A 13,507-nucleotide genomic window follows, 5' to 3' on the forward strand; every position below is an offset into this window, starting at 1 on the left:
AAATTTTGAATCACTCCTTATCAGTATTCTATAACACAGCACCTAAAAAGTGGAGTACGATACAAAACAAGAGGGAAAGTCAACGGGAGGGAATCATCATGCATCGTATTACAGCTTATTTTCGCGCTTATCATCCGATCGTGCATTCGATATTGCTCGGCACCTGTATGGCGCGGTTTGCTTCCGGCATGAGCATGCCGTTTCTGTCGCTGTATCTGGCGCGAGAATTGTCGCTCAGCCCGGTCTTGATCGGGGCGACGATCGGACTTGGCATGTTTTGCGAGATGATCGGAGGTTTTATTGGCGGCACGCTGTCCGACCGTTTCGGGCGCAAGCGGATCATGATGACGGCGCTGTACTTGTGGGCGCTGGTCTTCAGCTGTTATGCATTTGCCACCGAGTTCTGGATGTTCCTGCTGCTCACCGCCTTGCAAGGCTTAAGCCGCGCGTTTTATGAACCGGTCGGACAGGCGCTGCTCAGCGACCTGACCCGGCCGGAGCAGCGATACCGAGTGTTTACGCTGCGCTATACGTATAACAACCTCGGCTGGGCGATCGGACCGATCATCGGCGCGCTGCTTGGCATGTCGGCCGGCGCGGCCGCATTTCTGATCACCGGCGGCGTTTACCTCATCTATGCGTTCATCATGCAAGGGATGTTCGCCCGCTTTGACATCTCCCAACTGCAGGGTGCGGGCAAGGAAGAAGTCACGTTCCGCAAGGCGGCACGGACGGTCTGGGGAGATAAAGCCCTGCTGATGTTTATCCTGGGCAGCATCATGGGCACGCTCTGCTATTCGCAGATCACAACCAACCTTTCGCAGCACGTCGGCGGGCTGCAAGGAGGCATCACGCTGTTTGGGGTGCTGCTGACGGTCAATGCGGCGGTCGTCGTGTTGCTGCAGTTGCCCTTGTCCTCGTGGGCGGAAAAACGGACGCCGCTGCAGACGATCTGGATCGGCAACCTGTTTTACGCCGCCGGTTTTGTTGGATTTGCCATCGCCGACAGCTGGGCCGGCATGATTGCGGCGATGGCGGTGTTTACGATCGGGGAAGTGCTGTGTTTCCCGGCGGGGAGCATCCTGCTCGACCGCCTGGCGCCGGAGGGGATGCGCGGAACGTATTTTGGCACGCAGAGCTTCAAATACTTCGGCACGTCGATTGGCCCATGGCTTGGCGGCACCGTGCTGGTCGGGGCGGGAGCAGAAGCGTTGTTCCTCGGGGCGGCGCTGGTGGCGCAGGTCGGCACGCTGTTTTACTGGCTCGGCCAGCGCCGGGCGGGCAATTTGTTTGGACAGCAGCAGCAAAAAACACCCTCTCTGTAGAGAGGGTGTTTTTGTTTGTGTTTTTACTTGCCTTGTTTCGTTTCCGAGCCCGTCTTTTTCCACTGTTCGCCTTCCAGCTTGTAGCGGTCGAGGACGAGGTCGCCGTTTTTGCGCTTGGCGCCGATGGCGAATTCGGAAGCGTCGCCGCTCAGGAAAATGCCCGGTGGGAGGTCGTCCTGCTGCCAATTGATGTCGGCCATCGCTGCCGAGATCGCCGTCGCCAGCGCCATGCGGTGCGGCTCGTCGATGCCCAGTTCGAACTTGCCAAGCGCGATGGCGCTCAAGTGCAGCGGAGAGATCATCTTGAAGGAAGTCAGGCCAAACGCTTCCTTGATCTCCTTGTGCGACGCTTCGGTCGACTCGGGCACTCCTTCGCCGGTCGCGCCGGTGTTGGTGTCGCCGCTTTGCGGGCTGCCCTGATTGCCTTGGCTGCCGTTGAGGTCGGGCGTGGTCGCTTGCGGTTTATCGTTCGTTGCCTTGTTTTCTTCGGTTTGTTTGTCGCCGCAGCCGGTCAGTGCCGAGACGCACAGCGCGGTGATCAGAAGTGTAGACAGTGCTTTTTTCATAGGTTATCTGCTCCTTCCCTTTGTCCAAGTTATCATATCAGACGGGGGAAGAGCAAGCGAACGCCCGCTTAGAGATTGCTTAAAGCCCGATGCGGATCTTAAAGAATCCGGCATCGCGAAACGCCTGGTACAAGATGACCAGAGCCGGGCCCACGACCAGCCCGACAAAACCAAGCACCATAAAGCCGAGGTACATCGAGATCAGCGTGGCGAGCGCCGAGATGCCCAGCGAATTGCCGAGGATCTTCGGCTCGATGATGCGGCGGAAGACGATGATCACGACATAGAGGATGAAGAGCCCGATGCCAAGCGTGTTGTTCCCGGTGACAAACGCGTAGCCGGCCCACGGCACGATCACCGCTCCGGTGCCCAGCACTGGCAGCACGTCGACGATGACGATGATCAAGGCGACGGCAAGCGCGTATTTGACCCCGAGGATCCACAGCCCGATCAGCACAAGGTCGTAGGTCAGAAAAGAGATCAAGATCTGCGCCTGCAAAAAGCCGATGATCGCCCGGTTGAGATTCTCCAGCACGAGGCGGACTTTCGGCTGGGTGTCTTCGGTGAACAGTTCGAGGAACTTTTTCGCCAGCGCCGGCAAGTCGAGCGAAAACAGGAACAAGGCGACGATGTACACGACGGTGACGACCATCAGGTTCGGCAGCGAGGAGATCAGCCCGACCAGCCCGTTGAGCAGGTTGATCGTCAGGTCGTTTAAGGAAGCGAACGTCTTGTTCAGCGTGGTCTGCAGGTTCTGCGCGGAAGAAGGCGGCAGCGTGGCGAAATACGCCTGCATCTCAGCCGCCCATTCGCGCACCGGGTCGGCCATGTCAATCACCACGCGGGGCAGCCACTGCGACAGTTCGACCACTTCGATGACGATGCGTGTTGTGATGAAAAACAACAGTCCGCCAAAGACCAGCAGGAAGCTGGTAAACGCCAAGATCACCGCGTAGATGCGCTTCAGCCGCAGCCCGCGCTGGATGATCTTCACGACCGGTTCCAAGATGATGGCGGTGACCAAAGCGAGCACGATCGGCACGCTGTGCGGCAGGATGAAATACCCTGCGACGACCAAAAGCAGGATCCAGAGAGCTTTCAGGTAAGGATTCATCGCGGTCTCCCTTTCTCAGGTGCGTGTCTCTCTCTATCACTATATGGCTATTCTTTTTTGTTCTTGTCCGAAAAATCATCATCGACAAGGAAGTCGAACGCCCGCACTTTGAGCAGCGACGTAAAGGCGATGATCAAAAACGGCGCAAGCAGCACACCGACGAATCCGATCGCCTGATACCCGGCATACATGACGACCAGCGTGACCAGCGGGTCGAGGCCGATCGACGAGGCGAGAATCTTCGGTTCGAGCAGTTGGCGGACGGCGACGATCAGCCCGTAGACGATGAGCAGCCCGATGCCAAGCTTGACGTTGCCGGTGATGAACATATAGATCGCCCACGGCACGAACAGCGACCCTGTGCCAAGCAGGGGCAGGATGTCGAGAAACGCGGCCAGCAGCGAAAGGGAGAAGGCGTAGTCGACGCCCAGGATCAACAGCCCGATCAGCACCTGGCAGAACGTGATGAAGATGAGGATCGCCTGGGCGCGGACATAGCCGAACGTGGCTTTGCCGAGGTCGTCGAGGACGACGTCGCCTTTTTCGCGGACGCTCGGATTGACGAGACGGAAAAAGCGGCGCTGCCAGAGCGGGAAGTCTTTGGAGAGAAAATAAGCGATCAGCAGCGACAAGAGGAAGATCGTCACGGCGCTGGGGACTTGTCCGATCCAGTGCAGGACGTTTTCCGAGATGCCTTTGCCGATGTTGCCAAGCACGGTGCCGAGCTTGGCGAGGTTGTCGCGCACCTTTTCGCTCATCTCGGGGGACAGCGTGGTGTAGAAGGCGACCGCCTGATGGAGCAGTTCCTCGCCTTTGCCGACCAGCCCGCGCGCCATGCCGGGCACGCGTTCCGAGAACTGGGCCAGCTCGATCATCAGCTTGGCGGCGAGCAGCAGCAACAGCGCCGCACCGCCGCCGAAAAATAAGATCAGCGTGGTAAACGCGGCGACCCAGCGCGGGAACTTCAACTTGATCAACAGCTTCACCGCCGGTTCGATCAGCACGGCGATCAGCAGACCAAACACCAGCGGCAGGAAAAACGGCAATGCAAACCGCAGCCCCGCCCAGACCAGCCAGCCAAACACGAACCACAGCGCCAGATTGATCAGGGCGAAGCGGTGTTTCATCACAAATGAAAGCATAGATCCGCTCCTCTTCTTTAGAAAATCTCTTTAGGTAAAGGATACCAAAAATCGAAGTCCCATGCCATGACAAGGCCGGGAACGATTTCTGAACATTCAATAAATCAGTTGATTTTCAAATCTATTTATGGCATATTAGTGCCATAAGAAGATTTAATTACTTTTATAGGGAGGAATTGACAATGGAAAAAAACATGTTCGACCTCGACCTGCAAGTGACATCCGCAGAAGTGGTGACGCCCGATGGAACTGGCATCCCGATTTCCACCGGGTATGAGTGCCTGACCATCCAATAAGCATAAAAAAGACCCCGTTTACGCAACGGGGTCTTTTTTTATGCCAAGTATTTGGCGCGTCTCGCTTACTTATACGCGATGTTTTGCGAAATGTTCGCGAGTGCCTCGATCAGGTTGTCCATGTAGCCTGCAATGCTCCACAGTGAGGCTGCAATCACCACTAAGCTCGCGACTTTGATGTAGGCGAGGATCTTGTCGGCTTTCAACGAGATTCCTCCTTTTTATGCCAGTGCTTTGGCGTCGGCCAGCACGGATTCGATGTGGCCTTTGACTTTTACTTTCGGGTAGACCTTGGCGATGTTACCTTCCTTGTCGATCAAGAAGGTGGTGCGCTCGATGCCCCAGAACTTTTTGCCGTACATGCTTTTTTCTTTCCAGACGCCGTACAGCTCGCTCACTTCGTGGTTCTCGTCGGCGAGCAGCAGGAAGGGCAGGCTTTCTTTTTCAATAAACTTCAGGTGGCGCTTGACCGGGTCGGGCGAAACGCCGACGATCACCGTGTCGGACGCTTCAAATAACTCGTGCGCATCGCGGAAATCGCAAGCCTGGGTCGTACACCCTGGCGTCATATCCTTTGGATAGAAGTACAGCACGACATTTTTGCCGCGCAGGTCGCTCAGTTTTACAGGTTCGCCGTTGCTCGCCGGGAGCGTGAAGTCGGGTGCAAGGGCGCCGGTTGTGATCTCTGCCATGATAACTCCTCCAGTCCTAAATTACCGCTCTTGATGAAGCAGCCCGTGCAGCATATCGGCCACGTCGCCTTGGAGCAGGTCGGAGTCGGGCTCCGCTTCCATAATGCGCTTCAGCTCATACGCCGCTTCCAGCGTGTACATCTTCTCCGCCGCCTGACGCGTCTTGGCGTTGGAGACCGAATCAAGGTACGGGTGGAACGCGACATAGCCGAGCTCCACGCGCGGCAGGAAGTGGGTCGCCACCACTTTCTTCAAAGCGTTCAGGCACATCCACTCGCGGCCCAGCGTCTCTTCGAGCGCCGGATTGAGCGTGGTCTCCCCGGTGCCTTCCGCCGGACGGGGCATGCCGTTCCAAGTTTCCATCAGGTTGAGCAGGTCTTGCTGCTGTTCTTGGTTCAGTCGGTCAAACAGGTAGATCAGTCGGTCATGTTTATTCATCGTTCTTAGGACCCCTTTGAACGGAAGTAGTTTGGGTAAGTCAAATTTCATTATAGAAAAGTTTGGTGAAAAAAACCATGCCTCTCGGAAAAGACTATCGGAAAAGACTACCTTTAGATTATGTGATTTCCAAAGACTTATGATATTCTTTCCACATACGGCACAAGAGCTACGGGAGGATTTTATGATCGAATGGGTCGATAAAGAAAAAGTGTTCAAAGATCCGGTGCATGACTACATCTATGTGCAAGACCGCCTGATTTGGGATCTGATCAACACGCGCGCCTTTCAGCGCCTGCGCCGCGTCAAGCAGCTCGGCACCTCGTTTTTGACTTATCACGGAGCCGAACACAGCCGTTTTACGCATTCGCTGGGCACCTATGAGACGATGCGCAAGGTGCTGTCCCATTTTGACCGCAACTTCGGCTGGCCAAGCGATGACCGCATGCGGCTGCTGGCGCTGTGCGCTGCCCTCCTGCACGACATCGGGCACGGCCCGTTTTCGCATACGGTGGAAAGCGTGTTTCAGTTCCACCACGAGACATGGACGCAGCGCATCCTGATCGAAGACCCGGAAGTCAGCCGGATTTTAATGCGGGTCGATGAAGACTTCCCGCAGGACGTGGCTGATGTGATCGCCAAAAAGGACAAGTTCCCGCTGGTCGTCAAACTGATCTCGTCCCAGCTCGACGTCGACCGCATGGACTATCTGCTCCGCGACGCGCTGAACACCGGCGTCACGTACGGAACGTTTGAACTGGAGCGGCTGATCCGCGTCATGCGCCCGGAAGGCAACGACGTGGTAGTGAAAAAGTCGGGCATGAAGACGGTTGAGCAGTACATCCTCGCCCGCTACTTTATGTATTCGCAAGTCTACCTGCACCCGGTCACCGTCGGCAGCGACGTGCTGCTGCGCCATGTGGTGTCCCGCGTGAAAAAGCTGTGGGATCGCGGCGATGCCGTCTATTTGGTCGATGAATTAAAGCCGTTTCTGTCCCGCAAGGCCGACGAGATCTCGGTGGCCGAATATCTGGAGCTCGACGAAGGCGTGATGAACTACACCTTGCAGCGCTGGACCCGCGCCGAAGACCCGATCCTGCGCGATCTGTCCGACCGCTTTGTCAACCGCCGCCTGTTTGGCTCGGTCGATACGCGGGAGCTGAAAGAGGTCGAACGGCAGACGATCCGTGAGATGTTCCGCGCCAACGGCTTGAATCCGGACTATTACCTGTCGTTCCAGACGGCGACGACGGGCGGCTACCACATGTACAAACAAGGCATCAAACTGGTCGAGGAGAGCGGCCGCCTGCTGGATGACATCTCCAAATACTCCGGCCTGGTGCGCTCCTTGCAGCCGGAATCGAAATTCCGCATCTTCTGCCCGAAAGAAGTGCTGCGCGGCGAAGGAAAATACAAGCCGATCCGCGGCTGGCTGGATGCGCTGAGGGATTAGAGAGAGGGGAACTTTACACCATGAACTACAAAATGCTGGTATCGGATATCGACGGGACATTGCTCAACTCGGAAGGCCGCCTGACCGACGGGGTAAAACAGGCGGTGCGCGACCTGCATGAGCAAGGCGTGATCGTCACGCTGGCCACCGGGCGCAACTTGCGCGGCGTGCTGCCTTTGATCGAGGAATTGGGCGTCAGCGTCCCGGTCATCCTCGGCAACGGCACGGTGATCGCCGATCCGCTGAAGCGGGAGACCCTGTTGCACCGCCCGCTGCCCCATGCGACGGCACATAAACTGATCGACGTGATCCGCGGGCATGGCCTGTGGTCGAGCGTGTTTGTGCACACGTTTGAAGGAATCGATACCTATTATGACCGCGATCCCGGCTTTGACGCAGCCTACCTGTTCGTCAACCGCGACCCGAACATCTCGAAGCAGGTCGACGACTTCCGCACTGTGACCGGCGTTGATCCACTGAAAGTGCTGTTGATCGACACGCCGGACAAAGTGTATCCGCTGATCGAAGACTTGAAGAAGATCGACGACCATAAGTTCAACATGTTTGTCTCGACCTATGATTTTCCGGGCTACGTCTTCCTGGAGATGTTCGATCACGCGTCGAGCAAAGCGTCGGGCATCGACCACCTGGCTCAGGAATTTGGCATCACGCCGGCCGAAGTGGTCGCCGTGGGGGACAATGCCAACGACTTGGAGATGATTCGCTATGCCGGGCTTGGCGTGGCGATGGGACAAGGCGTGGACGAGCTGAAACAGGCGGCCGACTGGACGACGAAAAGCAACGATGAAGACGGCGTCGCTTATTTGATCCGCGAACGGATGTTAAAGTAAATTCTTTAGTTTGAAAGAAGGGTAAATTTCGCACGTGTAGAATACTCTGATGGGACTAAAGTCGTGGGGCAAAAGGGGCGTTCCATCATGAGACAATCAATCACTGCCAAAATTTTAGTTACAATCTTATCTACGCTAATCGTCCCGCTGTCGATCGCGGGGTTCTGGTTTTATTTTGATCTGCAAAACAGCTTGAAAACAATCGAGTCGGAGCGCGGGGTCAGCAACTTGACGGCCGCGCACCAGATGTTCGATTTCATCGGTTCGCAGATGTCTTCCAATGCGAAGACAAATGCGTACTGGGAAGAGCATCACACCGCGATCGCCGAAGGAGACACCGCCTTCCTGGAAGACAGCGTGCTGTCGGTGATCGACGTGGTGGTTTCCTTGTCTTCGGTCTATGTGGCCGATCTGGACGGCGAAGTGCTGGCCAAACAGGAGCATCAGCCGCTCAATCTGGACAGCCAGTTGCCGAAGATGATCGAACAAATGGGCAAAGAGATGAGCCTGACCGGGCTGGTGCGCTCGGAGCGCGGCCTGCAGATGGTCACCTTGTCGAAAGTCACCAACGAAGAGGGGACGGCACAGCCCAATGGCGTGCTGATGTTCACCCGCGATGTGAACGAGAAGTTCCTTGAGACGGTGCAGGAGGTCAACAAGACGGACATCACCGTGTTTGACGGGGAGAAGGTCGTCTCGACCAATTCGGCTTTCGACCAGAGCACAGCAGCCGCCTTGGCGCAGCAGGTCAAGGGATCGGCTGAGCCGCAGGTGTTGTCGACCGCTTCCAAGCAGGGGCAGCATACGGAGAGCGCGGATCAACTGCTCGACATCTATGGGCAGCCAATCGGATTTTTGGCGACGGAGACGATCTCGCAGACCGGCGCACAGCTGCGCGAGAAGCTGCTGTTCACCGCTGCGGTGGCCGGCGTGCTGCTCTTGGGGATCGGCGGTCTGCTCGCGGTGCTGTTCTATAACTCGCTGTCCCGTCCGCTGCGCCGCATCGGCGGCGAGATGGCGCGGGTGGCATCGGGCGACCTGACGAACAGCAAGGAAGCGGTTCTGCTGACCGGCAGCAAGCGTCAAGATGAGATCGGCGAGATCACGCAGGCGTTTCTGGCGATGCGTGACGGGCTGCGCACGCTGGTCCAAGGCGTGCATGAAGGCTCGTACCATCTGTCGGAGAACTCGCGGGAATTTGCCGCTTCCACCGAAGAGGCGCGGGGTTCGCTGCAGATGATCGCGGCATCGGCGGAAGATATCCGCTCGCTGGTCGACCGCACGTTTGAGCGGGTCGGCGAGGCGGCCGGACATCTCGACACGCTGTCCGATCAGGCGCAGATGATCTCCGGCCATGCTGAGACGGCTGTAAATGCGGCCGGACAGATGAAGGCGGCGGCGGGAGACGGGCAGCAGCTCGTCGACCGTTCGATCGGGACGATGGGGGAGATCTCCCAGTCTTCGCAGGAGAGCGAACAGAAAGTGCTGGCGCTGCAGTCGGTCGCCGAGGAGATCATCCTGATGGTCGACCGGATCAAAGCGGTCTCCAAGCAGACCGGGATGCTGGCGCTGAACGCTTCGATCGAAGCGGCGCGGGCGGGAGAGCACGGGCGAGGATTTGCCATCGTGGCGAGCGAAGTGGGCAAGCTGTCCGACCAGACCCGTGTGACGACCGAGGAGATCGAAGTGCTCGTCGAGCGGATCAAGCACAGCGTGCTCGACGTGGGCGAGACGACGGGGCTCTTGCGCCACCGTCTGGCGGACGGAGTGGACGCGGTGCAGGCCACCGGTTCGGCGTTTGCGGAGATCTTGCGCCACATCGGCGCGGTCGAGGGCCAGATCGCCCAGATCCGCCGGGAAGCGGGCAAGCAGGAAACGATCACCGAGACGGGGGCGGAAGCGGTGTTTGGCGTCAAAGAGATGGCGTCCGAAATGGTCGCCAGCGTCGAAGAGACCACCGCCGCCACCGAAGAGATGGTCGCGATGGTTCACACCATCGCCGAAAACTCGAACAGCCTCGCCGATCTCGCGGAAGAACTCCAAGAGAACGCCGGGAAATTCAAAATGTAGCGCACAAAAGGCACGGGAGACTCCCGTGCCTTTTGCTGTGCAGAATTGCCTGCGAAAAAGGCACACCGGCAGTTTCGCCTGTGTGCCTTTGTGCGTGTGAACTTACTTGCCTGCGTTGGTGATGAACGGGAGCGCCTGCTCCATCGAGGTGACGCGCTCGTCGCATTCCCAGCCTTTGCCGATGCCGTGCGGGTCGATGTAGACGGTCTGGCAGCCGAGCTCAAACGCCGGGAGGATCTCGTTGACCCAGTTGTCGCCAACGGAGAGGAACCCTTCGTACGGCAGGTCAAACTGCTCTTTGATCCGCGCAAAAACGCCTTTGGTGCCGGACGGCTTGCGGGCGGTGAACACTTTCAGATCAAACGAATCGAGCAGGCCGAGCTTCTCGAGAATCTTGGTCGAATCCACTTCCGGCGAGTTGGTGACCAGCACCTGCTTCACGCCGCCCGCGCGGGACGCCGAGATCGCTTCGATCAGCCCCGGGATGCGGTTCATGTGGAAATCCGGCCCCATCATAAACTCGCGGGTCGCGAGGAACGCTTCGCTCGTGCCGGCATCGGTCAGCCCGTAGTGGCGCGCCATGCAGCCCGGCACCCACCACATGTCGCCGATCGAAAACATGTCTTCGAGGTTGACGGTGACCTTCTCCGGGTACAGCCGCTCCACTTCCTCCTTGGGAAGCGGCGTGCCGTCCCAGTGGAACGCCTCCGATACATCGCCTTTTAACTGCACCAGAATCAAATCGCGGTTGGCATCATATGTACGTCCAATGCGCAGCGGGTGCTTGTCCTCCAGCGCCGCATCATATTCGGCCTGGAACTTCGCCTGCACATCTTCCGGCAAACGCTTCTTCAGCTCGTTTGCGTAGTAGTCAAAGTGGTGAGTGTCTTCATAAAGCGTGCCGTCCAAATCATAGACGATCAGGTTGACGCGTGAAAGATCCATTTGCACAATCCCTTCCTTTCCTGTTCCCTTATTATAACGCAAATGTCGAATCTGAATCAGTCAACCGAGAAAAACGTCGAAAAACTACAAAGTTTGTCTTTCTTTTGAAAGCGCTTTTAGATACAATGGTACTTGCCTTTCCATGGATACAATCCCCTTTTGCAAGCTCATACTACGTGGTATCCATCACTACTGAAACCTTAGACCGAAATGAAAGTTGGGAAGAGAATGATCGAATTTAAGAACGTGAAAAAAGTATATCCCAATGGGACTGTCGGCCTGGATAATATCAATCTGACCATTCATCCGGGTGAATTCGTGATCATCGTCGGGCTCTCCGGCGCGGGTAAGTCGACGCTGCTGCGCTCGATCAACCGTCTGCATGAGATCAGCGAAGGCGAGATCTTGATCGACGGCGAGTCGATCACCAGAGCAAAAGGTGCTGAACTGCGCCGCTTCCGCCGTGACATCGGCATGATCTTCCAGAGCTTCAACCTCGTCAAGCGCGTGTCAGTGATCCGCAACGTCCTCTCCGGACGCGTCGGCTACCACGGCACCATGCGCACCCTGCTCGGTCTCTGGCCGAAGCGCGATGTGGAACTGGCACTCGATGCACTCGATCGCGTCAACATCAAAGAAAAAGCGTATGCGCGCGCCGACGAACTGTCCGGCGGCCAGCAGCAGCGCGTCTCCATCGCTCGTGCCTTGGCACAGGAAGCGAAGATCATTCTCGCGGACGAGCCGGTCGCATCCCTTGACCCGCTGACCACCCGTCAGGTTATGGACGACCTGAAGCGCATCAACCGCGAGCTCGGCATCACCACCGTCGTCAACTTGCACTTCCTCGACCTGGCACGCGAATACGGCACCCGTATCATCGGCCTGCGCGCCGGCAAAGTCGTGTTTGACGGCCCGGTGGAACAGGCGACCGACGAGGTGTTCTCCGACATCTACGGTCGTCAGATCAAGAAAGACGAGCTTCTCGGCGCTGTGGAGGAAGGCGTATGAGCAAGCAGCAAAAAAACATCAAAGCTCCATCAAAACTGAAATATACGATCATCTTTCTGATCCTCGCTGTGCTGTACGTGTTCTCCTGGCGCGGCGTGGATGCAGACATCGGTGAGCTGATCGAAGGCCTGCCGAACATCGGGAACATGATGGCGCAGCTGTGGCCGCCCGATTTCGAGTATTTCATACAAATCCTCGATCCGATGCTCGAGACGTTGCAGATGGCGATTCTCGGGACGACGTTTGGCGCGATCCTGTCGATTCCGATCATCTTGCTCTCCTCGAACAACATCTTTGGCAAACGCGTAACGACGATCACCCGTTCCTTTCTGAACGTAGTTCGTACGATTCCGGAGCTGTTGTTTGCCGGTATCTTCGTTGCAGTCGTCGGCCTTGGCCCGTTCGCGGGCGTGCTCGCTTTGACCTTGTTCTCCTTCGGTATCATCGCCAAGCTGTGCTATGAGTCGGTGGAGACGATCGATCCGGGCCCGCTGGAAGCGATGACCGCCGTCGGCGCAAACAAAATGCAATTTATCAGCTTTGCCGTCGTGCCGCAGGCACTGCCGGCGTTTATGGCCTATCTGTTCTATACGTTCGAAGTCTGTGTGCGCGCATCTGCGATCCTGGGTCTCGTCGGCGCTGGCGGGATCGGTCACGTGCTGAACACGGCGCTGGCGATGTACCAGTACACACACGTTGCTTCGATCATCTTGTTCACGCTTGTCATCGTTATCGTCATCGATACGGTCAGTACTAGAATCCGGGAGAAACTGCTATGAGCCAACAACAAAAAGCATTGGCAGCGCCGCCGAAGACGCTCGGTCAGAAAATCAAACTCGTTTTGTACATCATCTTCTTCATCGTCCTCTACACCTGGTGTTTCTCGGGGATGGAAGTCGATGTCACCAAAGTTCGCGAATCCCTGCCGGTAGCAGGCAACATCATCTCCGGCATCTTCCATGTCGAATGGCCGTTTGTCACTGAAGATGAAGGCGTTATCGACAACATGTTCATGACCTTGGCGATCGCCCTGCTTGGCACGACGATCGCAGCGACGCTGGCCATTCCGTTTGGCTTCCTCGCCGCCACGAACATGAGCAAGAAAAACCGCTGGGTCTCCTCAGTCGGCAAGCGCATCCTGAACGTCATCCGCACCTTGCCGGAACTGATCGTCGCGATCATCTTCATCGTTGCGGTCGGCCCGGGCCCGTTTGCCGGGGTCTTGGCGATCGGTTTCCACTCGATCGGGATGATCGGGAAGCTGTACTCCGAAGCGATCGAAAACATGGACGAAGGTGCGATCGAAGCGATGACCGCGTCGGGCGCCAACCGCATCCAAATCATGTGGTTTGCCGTCCTGCCGCAGGTGCTGCCGGAGTTCATGTCCTACGCGCTCTACAAGTTCGAGATCAACGTTCGTGCCGCATCCGTACTTGGTATGGTTGGCGCAGGCGGTATCGGTACGCCGCTCCTGTTCGCGTTGATCGGCCATGACTGGGACCGCGTCGGTGCGATCCTCGTCGGGATCATCGTCGTCGTTATGCTCATCGACTACCTGTCCGGCTCGATCCGCAAACGTCTTGTCTAAATTGTGAACTGAAAAGCCT

Annotated in this window: 15 protein-coding genes; 8 read left to right on the forward strand and 7 right to left on the reverse strand. The window is 57.2% G+C overall.

The features are described from left to right. The first annotated feature begins 2 nt into the window (after window positions 1–2). Complete coding sequence (locus CBW65_RS13380; RefSeq protein WP_332457841.1) at window positions 3–1,325, forward strand: MDR family MFS transporter; 1,323 nt, start codon at window positions 3–5, stop codon at window positions 1,323–1,325. Window positions 1,326–1,348: 23 nt separating this feature from the next. Here CBW65_RS13380 and CBW65_RS13385 read toward each other — a convergent pair whose 3' ends face one another. The 3 genes from CBW65_RS13385 to ytvI (CBW65_RS13395) form a co-directional block, all read right to left on the reverse strand. Then, the gene (locus tag CBW65_RS13385) at window positions 1,349–1,891 is read right to left on the reverse strand and encodes a hypothetical protein (RefSeq protein ID WP_087457278.1); all 543 of its coding nucleotides are present in this window, start codon (window positions 1,889–1,891) and stop codon (window positions 1,349–1,351) included. 79 nt (window positions 1,892–1,970) lie between these two features. Continuing rightward, window positions 1,971–3,005 (reverse strand): sporulation integral membrane protein YtvI, encoded by a 1,035-nt coding sequence (ytvI, locus tag CBW65_RS13390; RefSeq protein ID WP_087457279.1) that lies wholly within the window; start codon window positions 3,003–3,005, stop codon window positions 1,971–1,973. A gap of 47 nt (window positions 3,006–3,052) precedes the next feature. Continuing rightward, window positions 3,053–4,147, reverse strand: coding sequence for a sporulation integral membrane protein YtvI (ytvI, locus tag CBW65_RS13395; protein ID WP_087457280.1), 1,095 nt, complete (start codon window positions 4,145–4,147; stop codon window positions 3,053–3,055). A 182-nt stretch (window positions 4,148–4,329) separates the two neighbouring features. Between ytvI (CBW65_RS13395) and CBW65_RS24590 the strand changes: the two genes are divergently transcribed. Then, on the forward strand, window positions 4,330–4,443 hold the full coding sequence (locus CBW65_RS24590) for an FDLD family class I lanthipeptide (protein ID WP_198299619.1): 114 nt from the start codon (window positions 4,330–4,332) through the stop codon (window positions 4,441–4,443). 65 nt (window positions 4,444–4,508) lie between these two features. On the opposite strand, the gene CBW65_RS24260 is transcribed toward CBW65_RS24590, so the two are convergent. From CBW65_RS24260 to CBW65_RS13405, 3 genes are read right to left on the reverse strand one after another with little or no spacing between them, the layout of a single operon-like run. Continuing rightward, on the reverse strand, window positions 4,509–4,649 hold the full coding sequence (locus CBW65_RS24260) for a hypothetical protein (RefSeq protein ID WP_157721939.1): 141 nt from the start codon (window positions 4,647–4,649) through the stop codon (window positions 4,509–4,511). 15 nt (window positions 4,650–4,664) lie between these two features. Continuing rightward, entirely contained in the window at window positions 4,665–5,135 is a 471-nt protein-coding gene (gene bcp, locus CBW65_RS13400) for a thioredoxin-dependent thiol peroxidase (protein ID WP_087457281.1), read from the reverse strand. Window positions 5,136–5,156: 21 nt separating this feature from the next. Further along, a complete protein-coding gene (locus tag CBW65_RS13405; RefSeq protein ID WP_087457282.1) occupies window positions 5,157–5,573 on the reverse strand; it encodes a hypothetical protein in 417 nt (138 codons plus the stop codon). Window positions 5,574–5,757: 184 nt separating this feature from the next. Here CBW65_RS13405 and CBW65_RS13410 point away from each other — a divergent pair, with 184 nt between their 5' ends. From CBW65_RS13410 to CBW65_RS13420, 3 genes are all read left to right on the forward strand, one after another. Continuing rightward, window positions 5,758–7,026 carry an HD domain-containing protein gene (locus CBW65_RS13410; protein ID WP_087457283.1) on the forward strand — a complete coding sequence of 423 codons (1,269 nt, stop codon included), beginning with the start codon at window positions 5,758–5,760 and terminating at the stop codon, window positions 7,024–7,026. 20 nt (window positions 7,027–7,046) lie between these two features. Next, a complete protein-coding gene (locus tag CBW65_RS13415; protein WP_087457284.1) occupies window positions 7,047–7,877 on the forward strand; it encodes a Cof-type HAD-IIB family hydrolase in 831 nt (276 codons plus the stop codon). Window positions 7,878–7,964: 87 nt separating this feature from the next. Then, the gene (locus tag CBW65_RS13420) at window positions 7,965–9,947 is read left to right on the forward strand and encodes a methyl-accepting chemotaxis protein (protein WP_087457285.1); all 1,983 of its coding nucleotides are present in this window, start codon (window positions 7,965–7,967) and stop codon (window positions 9,945–9,947) included. Between the two features lie 102 nt (window positions 9,948–10,049). On the opposite strand, the gene CBW65_RS13425 is transcribed toward CBW65_RS13420, so the two are convergent. Next, on the reverse strand, window positions 10,050–10,892 hold the full coding sequence (locus tag CBW65_RS13425; RefSeq protein ID WP_087457286.1) for an HAD family hydrolase: 843 nt from the start codon (window positions 10,890–10,892) through the stop codon (window positions 10,050–10,052). Window positions 10,893–11,120: 228 nt separating this feature from the next. Here CBW65_RS13425 and phnC point away from each other — a divergent pair, with 228 nt between their 5' ends. Genes phnC through phnE (CBW65_RS13440) form a run of 3 tightly spaced genes read left to right on the forward strand, consistent with a single transcriptional unit; the run spans window position 11,121 to window position 13,488 of the window. Continuing rightward, the gene (phnC, locus tag CBW65_RS13430; protein ID WP_087457287.1) at window positions 11,121–11,900 is read left to right on the forward strand and encodes a phosphonate ABC transporter ATP-binding protein; all 780 of its coding nucleotides are present in this window, start codon (window positions 11,121–11,123) and stop codon (window positions 11,898–11,900) included. Beyond that, window positions 11,897–12,679 carry a phosphonate ABC transporter, permease protein PhnE gene (phnE, locus tag CBW65_RS13435; protein ID WP_087457288.1) on the forward strand — a complete coding sequence of 261 codons (783 nt, stop codon included), beginning with the start codon at window positions 11,897–11,899 and terminating at the stop codon, window positions 12,677–12,679. The genes phnC and phnE (CBW65_RS13435) overlap by 4 nt, the downstream gene beginning before the upstream one ends. Beyond that, entirely contained in the window at window positions 12,676–13,488 is an 813-nt protein-coding gene (phnE, locus tag CBW65_RS13440) for a phosphonate ABC transporter, permease protein PhnE (protein WP_087457289.1), read from the forward strand. Before phnE (CBW65_RS13435) ends, phnE (CBW65_RS13440) begins: the two co-directional genes overlap by 4 nt. Window positions 13,489–13,507 lie beyond the last annotated feature (19 nt).

This window comes from Tumebacillus avium (assembly GCF_002162355.1).
In the GTDB taxonomy this organism is placed as follows: Bacteria; Bacillota; Bacilli; order Tumebacillales; family Tumebacillaceae; genus Tumebacillus_A; species Tumebacillus_A avium.